This is a genomic window from Actinomadura fibrosa, assembly GCF_900659615.1.
GTDB lineage: Bacteria > Actinomycetota > Actinomycetes > Streptosporangiales > Streptosporangiaceae > Spirillospora > Spirillospora fibrosa.
In genome coordinates this window covers 1-18,777 of record NZ_CAACUY010000177.1, presented here as the reverse complement: position 1 = coordinate 18,777, position 18,777 = coordinate 1, and the positions used below count along the sequence as shown (strand labels likewise).

Genomic DNA, 18,777 nt, shown 5'->3' with positions numbered 1-18,777 from the left:
CGGCTCGTTCGTCGCGATCAGCACCTGCGGCAGGGCCGATGGGTTCACATACTTGGCCGGCGCAAGCGTGGCTGTGCCGACTGCGCCGCCCGCGCCGCAGGCCGCGGTGACGACGGGACCGATGGCGGCCGCGGCCTCGCCGTTCGGGGCGCCCGCGTACGCCGAGTCCCCCTTCGCCGAGCCGGTGAACGCGGACCCGATGTTCGCGCACGGGACCGGTCCGGTGCCGCTGGTCCAGTCGGTCTACCCGACCCGCTGACCCGTCGTTCCGGGCGCGGGCCTCGCGGGCGGGACGGCTACTCGTAGGGGTTCTTCGGCTTCGCGACCCGCCGCACCGAGCTGCCTCGCAGCTCGTGCACGCCCGTCTCGGCCTTGCCGGACGTCGGCGGCAGCCACGTGCCGTCGACCTGGACCCAGCTGTCCGCGGGTGGTCTCGGCAGGCCGCGGACGATCACCGGGAACGGGATCGCGTCACCGGCGCAGCAGGCCATCTTCAGCCGGGTCACCTGCCAGCCGCCGCCCTCGCGCGGGGTGACGAAGCCCGTGAGGCGCACCGGGACGCCCGTGAAGGACGCCGGGTCCCCGGTCTGGGCCTCGTAGGACCGTCCGATGAACTCGCCCATGGTCATCGCGATCGGGCCGCCCGTGCGGGGCAGCGGCCCGAAGCCCTGGGCGGGCGGCGCCGGCGGGGGCGCCGCGCGGCCGGCGCCGCGGGACGCGGTGAACGACCCGAGCGCCGGCGGGGCCACCACGAAGATCGCGAGGACCGGGAGGCAGAGCAGCCACGCGACCCGGGGACCACGCGAATGATCATGGCCGTGCCCGTGACCGCCGTCGTGCGCGGCAGCGCCGCGGGCCTCATCGTGCCGGACGGTGCCGTCGTGTCCGGCGCCTTCGCGTGCGGCGTCCTCATGCGCGGTGTTCTCGCGCCACTCGCGGCGCAGTCCGGCGGCCCCGAGCGCGATCAGCGCGGCCCCGGCGGGCGCCAGCAGGTAGCGGAAGCCCGGCTTGACGTAGTTGACGTACTCGCCGCTGCCCAGAGTGATCCACAGCACGGCCGCACCGACCGTCATGAGCAGCAGGTTCTGCGCGGAACGGGTCACAGCAGGACGCCTCCGACGAGGGAGCTGGCCATGACGGCGAGGACCAGCGTCAGGGGGACGAACCGGATCGCGAAGCGCCGTCCGAAGAAGCCGGTCTGCAGGGCGATGAGCTTCAGGTCGACCATCGGGCCGACGACGAGGAACGCCAGCCGGGCGGTGGGGGAGAACTGGGTGAGGCTGGCCGCGACGAACGCGTCCGCCTCCGAGCAGATCGACATCAGCACGGCGAGCAGCGCCAGCACGAGCACCGGGACCCACGGGACGCCGGCGACGCCGTCCACCCACGCCGCGGGCACCGCCACGTTGATCGTCGCGGCGGCGGCGCCGCCGACCACCAGGAAGCCGCCCGCGTGCATGATGTCGTGCCGCATGGCCTGACGGAACGCCTCCCAGCGGCCTTCTCCGGCGCCGTGCGGCGGGGAGGGGACGCGGAGCCACTCGCCCTTGCCGAACAGGGCCCACGCCCAGCCCGCGAGCACGGCGACGAGCAGTGACGCGGCGAACCGCCCGGCGACCATCTCCGGGGCGCCGGGGAAGGCGACGGCGGTGGCGACCAGCACGACCGGGTTCACGGCGGGCGCGGCCAGCAGGAAGGTCAGGGCGGCGGCGGGCGCCACCCCGCGGGCCATGAGCCCGCCCGCGACGGGCACCGAGGCGCACTCGCAGCCCGGCAGGACCGCGCCCAGGGCGCCCGCGACGGGAACGGCGGCCGCGGGACGGGCGGGCAGCGCGCGCCGCCAGAACGTCGGCGGGACGAACGCGGTGATCGCCGCGGACAGGGCCACGCCGAACACCAGGAACGGCAGCGCCTGCACGCAGATAGCCACGAAGACCGTCGTCCAGGCGTCCAGGGCGCGGGCGTCGATCAGGGGTGCGGCCCAGGCCCGGCCGGAGACGAGGACGAGGGCGAGAAGGGCGAAGATCCAGGCGGCCCGGGTGCCCGGTGCCAGGGTGCGCCTCGGCGCCCAGTCGGCGGGGGGAAGGAGATCGTCGTCGGCCGTCCGCAGGCCGGCGGGTTCGGTCATGGCCATCATCGTGCCATACGCGGACGACCCTCCGAGTCGGCCTCAATCCCTTGTGGGAAAGGCGCTGAGGGCCAGTTCGGACACAAATGATCTACCTATGGAAAGGTAAAGAAATCGCCCGTTTGGCGATATGGGCGTAATGACGGATATAGTTCTCGTCAGGTCGAGGTCAAGCACCGTTGACCTGGCCGAACGCCAAGCCGTCGCCTCCCGCCCGCCAGGCGGGATCCTTTCGCCGAACGCGGCCGCAACCATGCGGCGGCCGCACCGTGCGGGGCCCCACGTGCCCCCGGTCGGCATTCTTCCCGCTTCATAGAAGCCCGCGTCGCGGACGCGCCCGAGAAGGGCGCGCCGATCGGCGCGAGCGCGGCCCGCCATGCCCGCGGGCCATTCGCAGGAATTCCTGCGGCGGGTCTCCCTCGCGGCGGCATCTCCCGAGTCCCGAGTCTCGGACCCGTTTCCGCGTGCCCGGAGCGCCCCCTGGTGCTCCGGCGCGGAACGGCAGCCCTGTACCCCGAACGAAGGAACCCCATGCAGCAGCGAGCGATCAATGCCGTCCTGACCGGCGTCACCGGTACCGCCCTCGCGGGCATGCTGGTCGCCGGTGTCGCAGCCGCCAGTGACGACTCCGCTCCCAGCCAGAAGCTCCTCGTGGACCAGGCCACCGCGCAGGAGAGCACGACCCAGACGTCCGCCGGGCACGGCGGCGCCACCTCGAAGTCCGGTTCCAAGAGCAAGGCCAAGGCCAAGTCCTCGGACGTCAAGCGCGAGACGAAGGCGCGGAGCGCGCTCCTGTCCGGCCGGACCACCGCGTCCTACTTCTGGGACGACGGCTCCGGCGTGAACGGCGACACCGGCGCGCCCGCCAGCGGCAAGCCGATGCAGAAGGGCATGTTCGCCAGCCCGAGCTGGCCCATGAACACCAAGGTCCGCGTCACCTACAACGGCCGCAGCGTCACCGGCTTCGTCGGCGACCGCGGCCCGGGCTCCCCGTCCCACCGGGGCGTCATGCTGGACCTCGACACCTACACCTTCCGGTACCTGCTGGACGGCAAGAAGCCCGCCAGCAAGTACAACTCCGGTACCGGCGAGGGGCACCTGAAGGGCGTCAAGTGGGAGGTCCTCTCCTGGGGCTCCGGCGCCGGCAAGCGCGGGAATCCGCAGCCCCTGGGCTGATCCGGCCCGTCCCGCCCGCGCGGGCGGCCATGAGACCCCGGCAGGGCTGCCGGACGCATGGGAGGTGATGCCCCGGAGATCGAAAAGATCCCCGGGGCATCACCTTCAGCGTCTCCGAAGGGCACCGCACCGCAGCAGGCCACACAGGGCCTCGATCACGCCGCCGAGCCCGCACAGCCACCATCACCGGCCCGTACGTCGGGCTCACGGGCCACCCCTGTGGATGCAGACGGCGGTGCCCGCCACCTCGGCCAGCGCGTTGCGCCCCAACTCGGCCCGCGACTCGTGCGCAGACACCCCCACGGTCGCCTTCAGCCAGAGCGGCGAGGGCGGGATGGGCGCCAACGCCCGGTTCGCCAGCGTCGTCGGCTCGGACGAGGCCAGCACCGCGTTTCTCGCCGTGAAGGCCGCGGACGGCGTCGGCACCGCTTGAACGGCCCGCACCGGGAGCCTCGCCATGGCCGTCGTCCTGCTCACCCCGGACGGGGAACGCTCCATCATCAGCCAGGACGACGAGGTCACCACCGCGCACGTGGCGGAGGCCGCGCGGACCGTCCGCGACGCGGGCACCGGATGGTTCTACCTGGTCGACTACCGCTTCCCCGAGGCCGCCGAGGCCGCCGCCCGTGATGGTGCCGGCGTCGTCTACGGCTGGCGGTTCGACCGGGTGCTAAGGCCCCTGGAACAGCTTGTTCTGGGGGCGTTCGCCTGGTTCCGATGGGCGCTTAGGTTCTTCTTAGTTTTCTCTTCGGTGCATGTCAGACGCGTTTGCCGATCGTCATCAACTCGGCCCGTAACTTCGTTTCTGCAAGGCCGCGAACGCGGCGGAAGAAGCAGAAAGGAAAGCCGATGAGCTTCAAGAAGATCGCTCCGAAGCCCCGCAAGCGTCCCGCCAAGCCGCCGGTGCCGCCGAAGAAGAAGCGCCACGCCGCCAAGAAGAAGCACGCCCGGTAAGCGCCGCGGCGACCGGCTGACAGAACCGGGCGGGAGCCGGCGGGGGAGCGACGATCGCCCCCGCCGGCTCCCGCCCTCGTCTGCGCGGACCGCGGGTCCGCGCCGAGTGGAATGGAGGGGACGTGGCCCGATCACCGATGTCGGCGGCCGCTCCCGTGGTGTCCGTCCGCACGACCTTCCGGCACTTCTGGCCGCTCATGCGCGGCGACCGGAGGCTGCTGGCGCTCGGCGGCGGCCTGGCCATCGCCGCGGCGGCCTGCGAGGTCGCCGCGATCTGGCTGTTCGGCGTCATCACCGACGACGCGCTCGCCGCCCGCGACCTCGACGCCTTCTGGACGCCGGCGGGCGCATGGCTCGGCATCGCGCTCGTCACGGCGCTGATGACGTTCGTCGGCGACTACCTGACGACGCTCGCGGGCGAGCGTTTCCTGCTGCGGCTCCGCGACCGCGTGTTCGCCCACGTCCAGCGGCTGTCCCCGGAGTTCTTCGACCGGGGCCGACTCGGCGACCTGATGGCCCGCCTCACCGACGACATCGAGGCGATCGAGGAGCTGGTCGCCTCCGGGCTGGTGCGGCTGGTCACGGCCGTCGTCAGCGCCGTGTTCTTCCTGGCCGCCGCGTTCTATGTCCGGTGGGACCTCGCGCTGGTCGCCTGCGCCCTGGTGCCCGTGTTCCTGCTGGTGACCCGAGGATTCTCCGGACGGTTCCGGACTGCCGCGGGCGCGGAGCGGCTCAGCAACGGCGCGATGACCAGCACCGTCGAGGAGAGCCTGTCGAACCAGCCGCTCGTCCAGGCCTACAACCGGCAGGAGACCGAGGCGCGGCGGCTGCATCGGGAGGGGCGCACCTGGTTGGAGGCGAAGATGGCCGAGACGCGGCTGTCCAGCCTGTACGGGCCGCTCGTCGAGGTCGTGGAGACCGTGTGCGTGCTGGTCGTCCTAGGCGTCGGCGCGTGGGAGCTCCAGGCGGACCGCATCACGCTCGGCGGGCTGCTGGCCTTCGCCGCCTATCTGGGCTACCTGTACCCGAACGTGCAGAGCCTCGGGGAGATCGCGCTGACCGCGTCGGAGGCCGCGGCGGGCGCCGACCGCGTCCAGGAGGTCCTGCGGGCCCGCCCGGCGGTGGTCGAGGCCCCGGCGGCGCGCACGCGGGTCGCGCGGCGCGGCCGGATCGCCTTCGACGGGGTCACCTTCCGCTATCCCGGCGCCGAGCGCCCCGTGCTGCAGGACCTGCGGTTCCGGGCGGGCCCGGGCGAGCTCGTGCTGATCACGGGGCCGAGCGGGTCGGGCAAGTCCACCATCACGAAGCTGCTGCTGCGCTTCTACGATCCCGAGTCGGGCGGCATCCGCCTGGACGGCGTCCCGATCCGGGAGCTGTCCCTCGCGACCCTCCGCGACACCGTGACCGTTCTGCAGCAGGAGAACCTGATGTTCTCGGGGACCGTCCGGGAGAACATCGCCTACGGACGTCCCGGCGCGACCGAGGCGGAGATCGTCGCGGCGGCGGTCGCGGCGGACGCGCACGACTTCATCACCGCGCTCCCGCAGGGCTACGACACCGACATCGGCCAGCGGGGGCGGCTGCTGTCGGGCGGCCAGCGCCAGCGGGTGGCGATCGCCCGCGCCATGGTCCGCGACGCGCCCGTGCTGGTCCTGGACGAGCCGACCACCGGCCTGGACGCGGAGACGGCCCGCAACGTGCTCGGCCCGCTGCGCCGACTGATGGCCGGGCGGACCACCATCCTCATCACCCACGACCTGCACCTTGCGCCCGAGGCCGACCAGATCATCATGCTGGGCCGGGGCGCGCCGCGGCAGGGCCGGTTCCGCTGGGAGCCCGCGTCCGCGGCGCGGTGACGGCGCGTCACGCCGGAGCGGGCATCCAGGTCCGGGCGGCCGAGACGAGGGCCTTGACGCCGGTCGTCAGCGTGGGCTCGATGACCGGCGCGAAGCGGGAGGAGTGGTTGGACGGGAGGCCGTGGGCGATGCGCTTCAGCGCCGCGAAGTCCTCGGCTCCGGCGAACGCCTGCGGGTCGGCTCCGCCCAGGAGCCAGTAGACGCAGGGGACTCCGGCGGCGTCGGCCAGGATTCCCACGTCCTCGCTGCCGGTGACGGGCCCCGGGTCCACGACCAGGCCGGGCCCGAGGTCGGCGCCGAACCCCTGCTCGGTGCGGGCGCACGCCTCGGGGTCGTTGATGACGGCCGGGAACGACTCGGTGATCGCGATGTCGGGGTCGCGCGGCGCGCCGGAGGCCGCGGACTCGGCCCGGACGATCCGCTCGACGGCCGCCAGGACCGCGTCGCGGACGTGCGGGTCGAAGGTCCGGACGCTCAGCAGCAGCTCGGCCCGGTCGGGGATGACGTTGGGCCGGCTGCCGGCGTGCAGGGCCCCGACCGTCACCACCGCCGTCGAGCCGCCGGCCACCTCGCGGGACACGACGCCCTGGAGCCGCATCACGGTCGCCGCCGCCATGAGCACCGGGTCGACGGTGGCCTCCGGCCGGGAGCCGTGCCCGCCGCGGCCGTGCAGGACGACGCGCAGCGAGTCCGCGGAGGCGAAGGCCGGTCCGCGGCGAAGGCCGAGGAAGCCGGCCGGGACCGGCGCCACGTGCTGGCCCAGGACGACCGCGGGCCGGCCGAACCGCTCGTACAGCCCGTCGTCGACCATCGCGCGGGCACCGCGGCCGACCTCCTCGGCGGGCTGGAAGACCAGCATCGCGGTGCCGCGCCAGGCGGACCGGTCGGCGGCGAGGACGGCGGCCGCGCCGAGCAGGCACGTCACGTGCATGTCGTGCCCGCACGCGTGCATGAGCGGGACGGTGTCGCCGCCGTCGACGCCCTCGGCGGTGCTGGCGTAGGGCAGGCCGGTCTCCTCCCGCACGGGCAGGGCGTCCATGTCGGCGCGCAGCAGCGCCGTGGGACCGTCGCCGTTGCGCAGCAGCCCCACGACGCCCGTGCCGCCGACGCCGGTGGACGTGTCGTAGCCCAGGGCGCGGAGCCGGTCGGCGACGATCGCAGCGGTCCGTGTCTCGTGGAAGGCGAGCTCCGGATGGGCGTGCAGATCGCGGTAGACCGACGCCAGGTCCGCTGCCGTGTCGCCCGCCTCGGTCGCCGTCGCCATCTGCCGTGCCTCCGTGATCCGTGCCGCGTCCGGGGGACCGCCGCGCCGTCGTGGGTGACCGTCGCTATGACGCGATCATGGCAGAGGTGCGCGGACGACCGGCCAGCCGGGGTGGACCGCCTGCGCCGGTCAGGCGGGAGCTCAGACGTGCGAGGCGCCGGGGAGGCGGAGGCGCAGGACGGCGCCGCCGCCGGGGCGGTTGCCCGCCGAGACCGTGCCGCCGTGCTGCTCGGCGGTGTGCCGGACGATCGCGAGGCCGAGCCCGGACCCGGGGAGCGCCCGCGCCTCCGGAGCGCGGTAGAAGCGCTCGAACACGTGCGGGAGGTTCTCCTCGGGGATGCCCGGCCCCTCGTCGGCCACGATGAGCTCGCCCTCGCGGAGGACGATGTGGACCGTGCCGTCCGGCGGGCTGAACTTGACCGCGTTGTCCAGCAGGTTGGTGACGGCCCGGACGAGATCGGGTTCGGAGCCTTGGACGAGCCATGGCTCCAGGTCCGTCCGGAAGGTCGCCGCGGGGGCGCGCAGCCGGACGCGGTCGACGGCGAACGGGACGAGCCGGTCGAGCCGCACCCGCGTGCGGGCCGCGGCCTGCTCCTCGTCCTTGGCGAGCTCGACCAGGTCGCCGACGAGGTTCGTCAGCTCGCGGAGCTGGGCCTTGAGGTCGGCGAGGAGCGCGTCCATGCTGCCGTGGGGCAGCGCGCGCTCCGGGTGGGCGCGCGCCGCGATCAGCAGGTCGATGTTGGTGCGCAGGCTTGTCAGCGGCGTCCGCAGCTCGTGCCCGGCGTCGGCGACCAGCCGGCGCTGCCGCTCGCGCGAGCGGTTCAGCGCGGCCAGCATCGCGTTGAAGCTGCCGGCCAGCCGGCTGATCTCGTCGTCGCCGGAGATGCGGATCGGGGCGGTGTTCAGGTCCTGCGTGCGGGCGATGCCCGCGACGGCCCGGGTGAGCCTGCGGACGGGCTGGAGCCCGGCGCCCGCCACGGCGATCCCCGCGCCCGCCGCCAGCACCGCCGCGCCGAGGCCGACCGCGATCGTCAGGTAGCCGAACCACGTGACGGTCCGGTCGACCATGGCGAGCGAGCGGGCCAGCACGATCACGGTGCCGTCCGAGGCCCGGACGGTGATCACCCGCATGTGGGCGCCGCCGGAGTGCCCGTCCGCCAGCACGTAGCGGGGACCGCCGGGCGCCGACACCCGGCCGACGGCGGCCATGTCGACGGGGACGGCGGCGTGCGTCCCCGGCGGCGAGGTGACCTGGCCCTGCCGGACGATCGCGACGCTCATGTCCAGCGCCGCGAACAGGTCGGCGTCGTGGCGGTCGCCCGGACGCCCGTTGACGTTGTCGGCGATCGTCCCGGCCTGGGCGACGAGCGTCTGGTCGATCTCGTTGTGGAGCCGCCCGGTGAACATGGTGAAGGAGACGATCGAGGTCATCAGGATGGCCGCGATGACGGTCCCGGCGGCGAGCAGGGCCACCCGCGCCCGCAGCGAGAGCGTCCACCGCCGGTTCCGGAACCCCCGGCGCGGGGCCCTCACGAGGGCTCCTCGCGGAGCGCGTAGCCGACGCCCCGCACCGTGTGGATCAGCCGCCCGCCGCCGTGCTCCTCGGTCTTGCGGCGCAGGTAGCCGATGTAGACGTGCAGCGAGTTGGAGGCGCGTCCGAAGTCGAAGCCCCAGACCTCCTCGTGGATCCACGCCCGCTCCAGCACCCGGCGGGGCCGGCGCATCAGCAGTTCCAGGAGGTTGAACTCGGTGCGCGTCAGCCGCAGGACGCGCCCGGCGCGCCGCACCTCCCGCGTGTCGACGTTCATGACGAGGTCGGCGAACCGGAGGATCTCCTCCGGCGCCTCGGCGGACGGGGCCGGACCGAAGCCGTGCGAGCGGCGGAGCAGCGCCCGCAGCCGGGCCATCAGCTCCTCCAGCTCGAAGGGCTTGGCGATGTAGTCGTCGGCGCCCGCGTCGAGGCCGGCGATGCGGTCGCCGAGGCCGTCGCGGGCCGTCAGCAGCAGGACGGGCAGGTCGTCGCCGCGCCCGCGCAGCATCCGGCAGGCGCCGAGCCCGTCGAGGTGCGGCATCATCCAGTCGAGGACCACCGCGTCGGGGCGGGCGCGGTCGATGGCCTCCAGGGTCTCCAGGCCGTCCTCGGCCAGCTCGACCTCGTAGCCGTTGAAGCGCAGGACGCGCTCCAGGGCCGACCGCACCGCCGCGTCGTCGTCGGCCACCAGGATCCGTCGCGGTTCGGCGCTCGGCATGGTCATCGTCGCCTCCGGTCGGTGGGGTGTCGTTCCTCCCACCGTGGGCGCGGTGCGTGAGCGCGGAATGAGAGCGGCCTAAGACGCCTCTCAGGAGGTCGTTAACGCAGGTCGGAAACGTCGATGGGGGACGGCCGGGGGCCGTCCGCGCCCTCCCGCGCCAGCTCGCGGGACAGTGCCCGCGCCGCCGTCCGGACGGCCGGGGCGAGCCGGTCGAGGTCCAGCCGGCAGACGTTCCCGGTGATGGAGATCGCGGCGATCACGCGGCGCCGGTGGTCGTGGACGGGCGCGGCGACGGCGGACACCCCGGCCTCGGACTCCTCGCGGTTGACGGCGTAGCCGCGGGCGGCCGTGCGGGCCAGCTCCCGCTGGAGCAGGCCCGGCATGACGATCGTGTGCGGGGTGTAGTGGACGAGCCCGGCGGAGAGCACGTGCTCCAGCCGCTCGGGCGGTCCGAGCGCGAGGAACAGCTTCCCGGTCGCGGTGCAGTACGCCGGCAGCCGGCCGCCCACGCGGGACACGATCGGCATGGAGCGGCGCCCGCTGACCTTCTCCAGGAAGAGGGTGTCGGTCCCGTCCAGGACGGCGAGGTGGATGTTCTCGTGCGTCGCCTCGTACAGGTCCTCCATGAACGGCAGCGCGGCCTCGCGGAGCCCGCGCGGCCTGGGCGCGCGCTGGCCGAGCACGAACAGCCGCATGCTGAGCCGGTAGCCCGCGTCCGTCCGCTCGACGCCGCCCCACCGCGCCAGCTCGGCGAGCAGGCGGTGCGCGGTCGGCTTCGGCAGCCCGGTGCGGGCCGCCAGCTCGGTCAGGCTGAGCTCGGTGTCGGCGGAGCCGAAGGCGTCGAGCAGGCTGAGCCCGCGCGCCAGCACCGACTTCGGCGGCAGCCCTTCCGCGGCGGGGGTGTCCATCCGCCGATGGTTCCCGTGGTCGCGGCCTTCGGCAAGGGCCGGGAACCGCGGGGCCGCCCGGCTCACCGCCCGGTCCCGCGCGCCGCGATCGGCGCCTCGATCAGCAGGGGCCCGTCCGCGTCCTTGACCGCGGCGACGGCGTCCCGCAGCTCGGCCGCCGATCCCGCCCGCACCGCCTCGACGCCGAAGAGGCGGCCGGCGGCGCGCCAGTCGAGCGGCGGCGGCGCGAGGTCCATGCCGACGTAGCGGCCCCGCTGCGCGGACGTCCCGCCGCCCTCGTCCAGGGTGTCCTTGAGCGTGCGGTACTCGCCGTTGTTCATGACCACGAACGTGACCGGCACCTCGTACCGGGCGGCGCTCCACAGCCCCTGGAGGCCGAACATCGCGCAGCCGTCGCCGAGCACCGCGACGACCGGCCGCTCCGGGTCGGCGAGCCGGGTGCCGACGGCCGCGCCGATGCCCCAGCCGAGCCCGCCGCCGACCGTGTGGACGTAGGAGCGGGGCCGGTCCTGCCGCAGGACGGCGCGCAGCAGCAGCCCGGTGGTGATCGCCTCCTCGACGACCACCGCGTCCTCGGGCAGGCCCGCGGCGACGGCGTGCGCGGCGGCGCGCGGGTCCAGCGGCGACGGGCCGTAGGCGCCGCGGGCCGCGGCCTCCGTCTCCGCCCGGGCCCTGGCGTGGACGGCGCCGAGCCACTCGGCGCGCGCCCGCGCGGACGGCACGCGTCCCTCCAGACGGTCGGCGAGGGCCCGCAGCGTCCCGGCGAGATCACCGGTCACGCCGTGCCGGACGGGGAAGTTGCGGCCGATCTCCGCCGGGTCCTCGTCCACCTGGACGATCGCCAGCCCGTCGGGGACGGCGGGGCCGGGCGTGTAGTGGTGCGGCATGAACGCGTGGCACCCGGCGATCAGCGCGGCGTCGTACCGGCCCAGGGTCTCGCGGATCACCGCGTTGCGGGGGAGCAGCATCCCCGCGTAGAGGGGGTGCCCGCCCGGGAAGTCGACGCCGTCGTTCATCGGCTGGTGGTAGACGGCGGCGCCGAGCGACTCGGCCACGGCGACCAGCTCCCGCACCGCCCCGGCCCGGCCCACGCCGTCGCCGGCGACCACCACGGGACGCTCGGCGGCCGCGAGGAGCGCCGCCGCGTCCGCGACAACGTCTGCGGCCACCCCCGGCCCGGACACCGGCGACCGCGCGGGGACGGCGACGTCGATGTCCTCCTCCAGCAGGTCCATCGGCACCGACACGAGCACCGGCCCGGCGGGCGGCCGCGCCGCGAGCGCGAACGCGCGCCGCAGCACGAGGGGCAGGTCGGAGGCGTGCTGCACCTCCACGGCGGACTTGGTCGCCGCCGACGCGAGCCCCACCAGGTCGCCCGACAGCATCGGGTCCTGGACGAGGTGGCGGCGGTCCTGCTGGCCCGCGACGATGACCATCGGGGTGCGGGAGCGCCGCGCGTTCAGCATCCCGATCAGCCCGTTGGCGACGCCCGCCGCGACGTGCAGGCTGACCATCGAGGTCCGCCGCGACGCGCGCGCGTACCCGTCGGCCATGCTCACCACGGACCCCTCGTGCAGGCCCAGCACGTACTCCGGGTCCGGTGCCCCGGCGAGCGCGTCCATGAGCGGGAGCTCCGTCGTGCCGGGATTGCCGAAGACCCGGGTCACGCCCTCGTCGCGGGCGATCTCCAGCAGCGCCTCGATCGGCCTCATGTCGTCGCCGTCCTGCCCTTCCGCTCGTCTGGTCCTGCGCTCGTCCCGGGGGGCGGTCAGTGCATGGCGGAGCCGCCGTCCACGTTGATCGTCTGGCCGGTGAGGAAGCCGCTGCCCTCGTCGCAGACGTACAGCAGCGTCGAGACGAGGTCGCGCGGCTCCTCGACCGCGGGGACCGCCTGGAGCCCGCGGACCCGCTCGAACCCGCCGTCCGCGCCGGTCGTCCGCGCGGCGGTCTCGGTGCGGGTCAGGCCGGGCGCGATGGCGTTGACCGTGATGCCCTGGGCGCCGGTCGCGTTCGCCAGTGCTCGGGTGAAACCCACGAGCCCCGCCTTGGACGTGGTGTAGGCGACCAGGTCCGGCGGCCCGAGGAACACCACGGCCGAAACGATGTTCACGACCCTGCCCCAGCCCGCGGCCCGCATGTGGGGGAGCGCCGCCCGGGTCACGAGGAACGGCCCGTCCAGGTTCACCCGCATGATCCGGCGCCAGTCCTCCAGCGCCGTCTTCTCGAACGGCAGCGGCGGGTAGATCCCGGCGTTGTTGACCACGATGTGCAGGCCGCCGAACCGGGCGGCGGCCTCCTCCACCGCGGCCCCCACCTCCTCGGGGTCCGTGACGTCCGCGCGGACGGGATGGAACCGGTCCGGGCCGAGCAGCTCCGCGGTGCCCGACATGTCGGCGAGGTCGAGGCCCGCGACCCGGTGCCCCCGCGCGGCGAGGGCGGCGGCGAACTCCCGCCCGAGCCCGCCCGCGGCGCCGGTCACGAGGGCCACCCGCCGCGCTCCGTGCCCGGACGGCGCTTCGCGCGTGGCCGGGCTTCCGTGCATGGACGGCGTCTCGGTCATGGACGCCAGCGTGGGCCCGGCGCCGCCGGACCGACAAGGCGCCGTTTTCACTCATTGAAACGGGTTCCTTGTCGCGGCCTCCCGCCGTGCACATGCTCGCCGCATGCCCGCTCCACAGCCGTCGGCCGCGCCGGCGTCCGCGAACGAGAACGGCGGTCCGGCCGCGCCGCGCCGCAGGGTCCGCCGCCCGGTCCCCGACGAGGCCGGCGTCGTCGGCGTGCTGGTGCTGCTCGTCCTCGGCGTCGGGCTGCTCCAGCCGGACTTCCTGCGCACCGGCAACCTGCTGACCACCGCCCACAACTCGGTGTACGTCGGGCTGATGGCCTGCGGGATGGTGTTCGCGCTCGCCATGCGGGAGGTCGACCTGTCGGTCGGCGGCATGTACGCGATGGGGATCGTCGTGGGCGCGCTGCTGATCCGCGACGGGATGAGCACCTGGCTCGCCGTGGCGGTCGTCCTCGCTATGTCGGCGCTGGTCGGGGCGCTGAACGGCGCCGTGACGACCTACCTGCGGCTGCCGTCGTTCATCGTCACGCTCGCCACGTCGATGCTGCTGCGCGGCGTGGGGCTGGCGCTGGCCGAGGGCAAGCAGATCACCGACCTGCCGCAGGACGACGCGTTCTTCCGCGTCCTCGGCGGGGACGAGCTGCTCGGCGTCCCGAACGCGGTCTGGGTGTTCGCCGCGGCGGTGGCCGCGCTGACCGTGCTGTTCACCCGGACGCGCTTCGGCGCCCGGGTGCGGGCCATCGGCTCCAACCCCGAGGCCGCCGAGTTCGGGGGCCTGCCCGTCACCCGGACCCGCATCGCCGCGCTGGCGCTGTCCGGGCTGATGGCGGGCCTCGCGGCCGTGCTGGCCCTCGCGTTCTTCATCGCGGGCGACCCCACGATCGGCCAGGGCTACGAGCTCACCGCGATCGCCGCGGCCATCATCGGCGGCACCCCGCTGAAGGGCGGCAGCGGCTCCGTCCTCGGCGCCGCGGCCGGCACCCTCATCCTCGGCGCCGTCACCGCGGCGCTCGTGTTCTTCGAGGTCCCCATCAACTGGACGACGTTCGCGACCGGCGGCGTGATCCTCGTCGCCGTCGGCGCCGCGCCGCTGCTGCGCCGGGTCCGGAACCTGCGCCCGGCGCGCGAGCCGCGCGGCGGGCCCGCCCCGCGTCCCGTCCGGGAGGGGCGCTCACCCGGCTCACCTGGGAGGAAGCCATGACCCCGCGTTCCCGCGGACCCCTCACCGCGGCGGCGGCCCTCGCCCTCGGCGCCGTCCTCGCCACCGCCTCGTGCGGCGGCGACGGCGGCTCGGGCGGGAACGAGCGGCTGAAGATGGGCATCGCCGTCGCGAACTACAGCCTCAACTTCGCCCGCGAGATGTACGAGGGCGCGACGGAGGCGTCCAAGCGGGCCGGGAACATCGACTTCAAGGTGGTCGGGCCGCCGAACACCGACGGGCCCGCCGAGCAGCAGCTCTTCCAGAACCTCACCGTCACCCACCCGGACGGGATCGTGCTGCAGAACCTCGACCCGCCGATCTTCACCCGGCCGGCGGCGCAGGCCGTCGGCAAGGGCATCCCGGTCGTCGCGCTCGACACCTCGCCGACGGACGGCAGCAAGGTCGGGTTCTACGTCGGCAACGACAACTACGAGCTCGGCGCGATGCTCGCCCAGGAGACCGTGAAGAAGCTCGGCGCCGGCGCCAAGGGCACCGTGGTCGTCGGCGTGCCGAACCCGGGCGCGCCCGTCCTGGACAACCGCGCCAAGGGCATCAAGGACACCCTCGCCAAGCAGGCGCCCGGCATCCGCGTGCTCGGCCCGTTCCAGACCTACAGCGACCCGGCGCAGAACTACGGCGCCTGGCAGTCGCAGGTCAACGCCAACCCGAACGCGCTCGCGTTCCTCGGCGTCGGCGACGCCGACAGCTACAACCTCGCGCGGCTCAAGGAGCAGCGGAAGGGCAAATACCTGACCGCGGGCTTCGACGTCGACCCGAAGACGCTCGACGCGATCAAGAGGGGCACGAACTTCGTCGGGATCGACCCCGAGCACTACCTGAAGGGCTACGTGTCCACCGCGATCCTCATCGACAGCGTGCGAAAGAACGACGGCAAGCTCCCGCAGGGCTGGTTCAAGACCCCCGGGCTCGTGATGAGCGCGTCGAACATCGACGAGATCGTCAAGCGGCAGCAGTCCGTCCAGAACGCCTACGCCTGGTACAAGCCGCAGCTGGACCGGCTCCTCGCGAACACCGGCGCGAACATCAGGCCGCTCAAGGAGGCCCGCTGACATGCTCGTCGCCTCCGGCCTCGTCAAGCACTACGGCGGCGTCACCGCGCTGGTCGGCGTCGGCATCACCCTGGCCGCCGGCGAGGTGCACGCGCTCGTCGGCGAGAACGGCGCCGGCAAGTCCACCCTCGTGAAGATCATCTCGGGGGTGGTGCGGCCCGAGGGCGGCACGATCGAGCTGGACGGCGTCCCCGTCCGCTTCGCCGACGCCCGGCAGGCCGCCGGGCAGGGCGTCGCGATCGTCTCGCAGGAGCTGATGACCTACGACGACCTCACCGTCCTGGAGAACCTGTTCCCCTACGGGGCGCCGCGGCGGGGCGGCCTCGTCAGCACCAGGGAGATGCGGCGGCGCGCGCAGCCCGTCCTGGACGAGCTCGGCCTCGACCCGCCCCCGCACGTGAGAACCGGCGAGTTGCCCCTCGCCGACCGGCAACTCCTGGAGATCTGCCGGGCGCTCCTCCAGGAGCCCCGCGTGCTGATCCTCGACGAGCCGACCTCCGCGCTGCCCCGCGACGCCGCCGCCCGGCTCGCGGAGGTTACGCGGGGCCTCGCGCGCCGGGGCCTCGCCGTCCTCTACATCTCGCACTTCCTCGAAGAGGTCATGCGCGTCGCGACGAGGGTCACCGTCCTGCGCGACGGCCGGACGGTGCTGGACGGCGTCCCCACCGCCGACGTCGGGCTCGACTCGCTGGTCACCGCGATGCTCGGGCAGCCCGCCCGCGACACCGCGCCGCCGCCCGCCGTCCCGCGCCGCCCCGGCGGGACGGCGGTCGCGCTCACCGGCGTCACCGTCCCGGGACGGCTGCGGTCGGTGTCCCTGGACGCGGCGGCCGGGGAGATCGTGGGGCTGGCCGGGCTCCAGGGCGCGGGCCACCTCGCCGTTCTCGACGCCGTCTGCGGGCGCGCCCGCCCGTCCGCCGGGACCGTGCGGCTGCCGGACGGCCGGTCGCCGCGCTCGGCCCGGCACGCGGTGACCGAGGGCGTCGCCTACATCTCCGGCGACCGCAAGGGCCGCGGCCTGATGCTCGACAAGCCGCTGTGGGAGAACATCACGGCGGTGAGCTGGCTCGGCCAGGGCCGCGGCGGGCCGATGCCGCGCCGCTCCCGGCTGGTCGAGCGCTCGCGCGGCCACCTGGAGCGGCTGCGGATCCGCGGCGACGTCCACGCCCGCGCGGGCGACCTGTCCGGCGGCAACCAGCAGAAGGCCGTGCTGGCCAAGTGGCTGGACGCCGCGCCCGCCGTCCTCGCGCTGGACGACCCGACCCGCGGCGTGGACGTCGGCGCCCGCACCGAGCTGCACGACCTCGTCCGCGAGCTGGCCGCGTCCGGGCGGGCCGTGCTGATCGCCTCGACCGACCTCGCCGAGCTGGTCGAGCTGTGCCACCGCGTCCTCGTGTTCCAGCACGGCCGCGTCGTCGACACCCTCGCCGGGGACCGGCTCACCGAGGCCGAGCTGAGCCTGTCCATGAACGCCGGGTTCGCCGACTCCCCGCACTGACGCGGGCGGGGGGCCGGCCCGGCGCCCCGCCGCCGCTCGTCAGCCGAGAAGGGCGATGACCGGGGCGAACTCCTCCATCGCCGAGTCCGGAATGAGGTAGTAGGTGAACCCGTAGCGGTCGCGGCGGGCGAGCATCTGCTCGGCCATGTCCTCAGGGCGGCCGACGAACTGGGACGGCATGTCCAGGACCAGGTCTGCGGACGAGGCGCCCCAGCCGCGCAGCACCGCCTGGCGCGCCGCGGCTCGCCGGGGGTCGGCGCCGAACACCGGGTACACCATCATGCTCAGCTCGACGTCGCGTCCCGCGGCGGCCTCCCGGACCCAGCCGACCTTGCGGGCGACGGTGTCCGGGAGCCGCTCGGTGATCTCATCGGAGATCGTCCCGTCGGGCAGGGCGCGGGGGAGGATGCCGGCGATGTCGGCGTGCCGCCCGGCGATGCCGAGCATGCGGCGGCTCCCGGCGCCCACCAGGATCGGCGGACGCCGCTCCGGGACGGGGAACACCGTCAGGCCGTCGATCGCGTAGTGCTCCCCGCGGAAGGAGGTCTTCTCACCGGAGAGCAGCGCCTTGAGGATCTGGAGCGACTCCTCCAGGCGGCCGACCCGCGTCCCGGCCGCGTCGAACGGCATCCCGGCGCGGTCGTACTCGTCACGGAGCCAGCCAGCGCCGATGCCCAGCTCGAAACGCCCCCCGGACACGTGATCCAGGGTGGCGGCCTCCTTGGCGAGCATCACCGGATGCCGGTAGTCGTTGGCCAGGACGAGCGTGCCGAGGCGCAGCGCCGTCGTGGCGCCCGCGGCGGCGGCCAGCGCGACCAGCGGCGCGAGCTGGTCGCCGAACCCGGCGTGCACGAAGTGGTCCCGCAGCGTCAGCGTCGCGTACCCGAGCTCCTCCGCGCGCCGCGCCGTCGCGAGCAGCTCGGGCGCGGTCCGGGCCGATTCGGCCACGACCCCGAAACGGAAAGACCGTGTGTTCTCCTCCATGACGACGAGCATGCCCCCCACGAGGACGGTCCGCTGGCGGGAATCCGACACGGCGCTCCGACGCGGCGCTCCGGTGCGCGGACGGCGGGAGAGGCGTCGACCGGTGGATCCGGGCGAGCGGCTCGGTCGCCGTCCGTGCGGCGTAAGGGCGTCACCGACTGCCCGGTTCCACCGGTCACTTCAAGGCTGCGCCCGCCCGTCCCGATCCGCAAGCCCCGCCCGCCGCACCCGGCTCAGGAGGCCGGAAGGGTCAGGCCGGGGCGGGCACGCGCTGGGCCAGCACGCGGCCCGGCCAGTCGCCGACCGTGAACTCGGCCACCGGGTCGAAGCCGTTGCGGCGGTAGTACTCGACGAGGCGCCCGTCGCCGCCGCCGTAGCAGTCGACCCGCAGCAGCCCGGCGCCCTTGGCGCGCGCCTCGCTCCGGGCCTTGTCGATCAGCTCGGCGCCGACGCCGAGCCCGGTGAATGCGCGGTCGGTCACCAGCAGCGTGATGTACAGCTCGGGCTCGGAAGCCGCGTCGACGTACGCCGGCGGCTCCGGCGAGACGGCCAGGACGCCGGCGGGGCGCCCGTCCACCTCGGCGACCCAGATCTCGTCGGACCGGGCGATGCCCTCGATCCGCTCCACCCGCCGCGGGCTGCCCGACCACGGCTCGCTGCCCCACTGCCCCGCGCGCCCGCGCGCCGCGAGCCACGCCACGGCGCCGTCCATCATCGCCATGATCAGCGGCACGTCCGGCGTGCCGCCCCTGCGGATCTCCATCGCACCTCCTCGTGCGGTCCGATCCTGGCAGAAGCCGATCACCCCGGCGACACGGGACGGCGGTCGCCCTCCGGGTCCCGGTCGAGCTCGCCGCCGGCGAACAGGCGGGCCAGCGGGCCGTGCGGCGGCGCGGCGGGCGGCGCGGGCCGGCGGAGGC

Annotated in this window: 17 protein-coding genes and 1 pseudogene; 8 read left to right on the top strand and 10 right to left on the bottom strand. The window is 74.5% G+C overall.

Annotated elements, in window-relative coordinates; translation table 11 throughout:
• Positions 1–259: pseudogene (locus tag E1300_RS36170) on the top strand (hypothetical protein); the annotation flags it as partial.
• 37 nt (positions 260–296) lie between these two features.
• Here the strand turns inward: E1300_RS36170 and E1300_RS36165 are convergent.
• Together E1300_RS36165 and E1300_RS36160 are read right to left on the bottom strand one after the other, a co-directional pair.
• Positions 297–1,103 carry a TIGR03943 family putative permease subunit gene (locus E1300_RS36165; protein WP_131761619.1) on the bottom strand — a complete coding sequence of 269 codons (807 nt, stop codon included), beginning with the start codon at positions 1,101–1,103 and terminating at the stop codon, positions 297–299.
• Complete coding sequence (locus tag E1300_RS36160; RefSeq protein ID WP_131761618.1) at positions 1,100–2,137, bottom strand: permease; 1,038 nt, start codon at positions 2,135–2,137, stop codon at positions 1,100–1,102. The genes E1300_RS36165 and E1300_RS36160 overlap by 4 nt, the downstream gene beginning before the upstream one ends.
• A gap of 522 nt (positions 2,138–2,659) precedes the next feature.
• Here E1300_RS36160 and E1300_RS36155 point away from each other — a divergent pair.
• From E1300_RS36155 to E1300_RS36140, 4 genes are all read left to right on the top strand, one after another.
• Entirely contained in the window at positions 2,660–3,304 is a 645-nt protein-coding gene (locus E1300_RS36155; protein WP_131761617.1) for an RlpA-like double-psi beta-barrel domain-containing protein, read from the top strand.
• Positions 3,305–3,539: 235 nt separating this feature from the next.
• Positions 3,540–3,737, top strand: coding sequence for a hypothetical protein (locus tag E1300_RS36150; RefSeq protein ID WP_131761616.1), 198 nt, complete (start codon positions 3,540–3,542; stop codon positions 3,735–3,737).
• Positions 3,738–3,761: 24 nt separating this feature from the next.
• Entirely contained in the window at positions 3,762–4,157 is a 396-nt protein-coding gene (locus tag E1300_RS36145; protein ID WP_131761615.1) for a hypothetical protein, read from the top strand.
• 223 nt (positions 4,158–4,380) lie between these two features.
• Positions 4,381–6,114: an ABC transporter ATP-binding protein gene (locus E1300_RS36140; protein ID WP_242619604.1), complete on the top strand. Its 1,734-nt coding sequence runs from the start codon at positions 4,381–4,383 to the stop codon at positions 6,112–6,114.
• Positions 6,115–6,121: 7 nt separating this feature from the next.
• Here E1300_RS36140 and E1300_RS36135 read toward each other — a convergent pair whose 3' ends face one another.
• The 6 genes from E1300_RS36135 to E1300_RS36110 form a co-directional block, all read right to left on the bottom strand.
• On the bottom strand, positions 6,122–7,378 hold the full coding sequence (locus tag E1300_RS36135) for an amidohydrolase (RefSeq protein WP_131761614.1): 1,257 nt from the start codon (positions 7,376–7,378) through the stop codon (positions 6,122–6,124).
• A gap of 141 nt (positions 7,379–7,519) precedes the next feature.
• Positions 7,520–8,911 carry a HAMP domain-containing sensor histidine kinase gene (locus E1300_RS36130; protein WP_131761613.1) on the bottom strand — a complete coding sequence of 464 codons (1,392 nt, stop codon included), beginning with the start codon at positions 8,909–8,911 and terminating at the stop codon, positions 7,520–7,522.
• Positions 8,908–9,633, bottom strand: coding sequence for a response regulator transcription factor (locus tag E1300_RS36125; RefSeq protein ID WP_131761612.1), 726 nt, complete (start codon positions 9,631–9,633; stop codon positions 8,908–8,910). Before E1300_RS36125 ends, E1300_RS36130 begins: the two co-directional genes overlap by 4 nt.
• 95 nt (positions 9,634–9,728) lie before the next feature.
• On the bottom strand, positions 9,729–10,538 hold the full coding sequence (locus tag E1300_RS36120) for an IclR family transcriptional regulator (protein WP_131761611.1): 810 nt from the start codon (positions 10,536–10,538) through the stop codon (positions 9,729–9,731).
• 62 nt (positions 10,539–10,600) lie between these two features.
• Positions 10,601–12,250, bottom strand: a complete 1,650-nt coding sequence (locus tag E1300_RS36115; RefSeq protein ID WP_131761610.1) for a thiamine pyrophosphate-binding protein — start codon at positions 12,248–12,250, stop codon at positions 10,601–10,603.
• Positions 12,251–12,306: 56 nt separating this feature from the next.
• On the bottom strand, positions 12,307–13,098 hold the full coding sequence (locus E1300_RS36110) for an SDR family NAD(P)-dependent oxidoreductase (RefSeq protein ID WP_207400147.1): 792 nt from the start codon (positions 13,096–13,098) through the stop codon (positions 12,307–12,309).
• A 103-nt stretch (positions 13,099–13,201) separates the two neighbouring features.
• Between E1300_RS36110 and E1300_RS36105 the strand changes: the two genes are divergently transcribed.
• Genes E1300_RS36105 through E1300_RS36095 form a run of 3 tightly spaced genes read left to right on the top strand, consistent with a single transcriptional unit; the run spans position 13,202 to position 16,873 of the window.
• Positions 13,202–14,305, top strand: coding sequence for an ABC transporter permease (locus E1300_RS36105; RefSeq protein WP_131761609.1), 1,104 nt, complete (start codon positions 13,202–13,204; stop codon positions 14,303–14,305).
• The gene (locus E1300_RS36100) at positions 14,302–15,375 is read left to right on the top strand and encodes a sugar ABC transporter substrate-binding protein (RefSeq protein ID WP_131761608.1); all 1,074 of its coding nucleotides are present in this window, start codon (positions 14,302–14,304) and stop codon (positions 15,373–15,375) included. Before E1300_RS36105 ends, E1300_RS36100 begins: the two co-directional genes overlap by 4 nt.
• 1 nt (position 15,376) lies before the next feature.
• Complete coding sequence (locus tag E1300_RS36095) at positions 15,377–16,873, top strand: sugar ABC transporter ATP-binding protein (protein WP_131761607.1); 1,497 nt, start codon at positions 15,377–15,379, stop codon at positions 16,871–16,873.
• 39 nt (positions 16,874–16,912) lie between these two features.
• Here E1300_RS36095 and E1300_RS36090 read toward each other — a convergent pair whose 3' ends face one another.
• Together E1300_RS36090 and E1300_RS36085 are read right to left on the bottom strand one after the other, a co-directional pair.
• Positions 16,913–17,857, bottom strand: a complete 945-nt coding sequence (locus E1300_RS36090; RefSeq protein WP_165503144.1) for a TIGR03621 family F420-dependent LLM class oxidoreductase — start codon at positions 17,855–17,857, stop codon at positions 16,913–16,915.
• Positions 17,858–18,107: 250 nt separating this feature from the next.
• Positions 18,108–18,620 (bottom strand): GNAT family N-acetyltransferase, encoded by a 513-nt coding sequence (locus E1300_RS36085; protein ID WP_131761605.1) that lies wholly within the window; start codon positions 18,618–18,620, stop codon positions 18,108–18,110.
• Between the last annotated feature and the right edge of the window lie 157 nt (positions 18,621–18,777).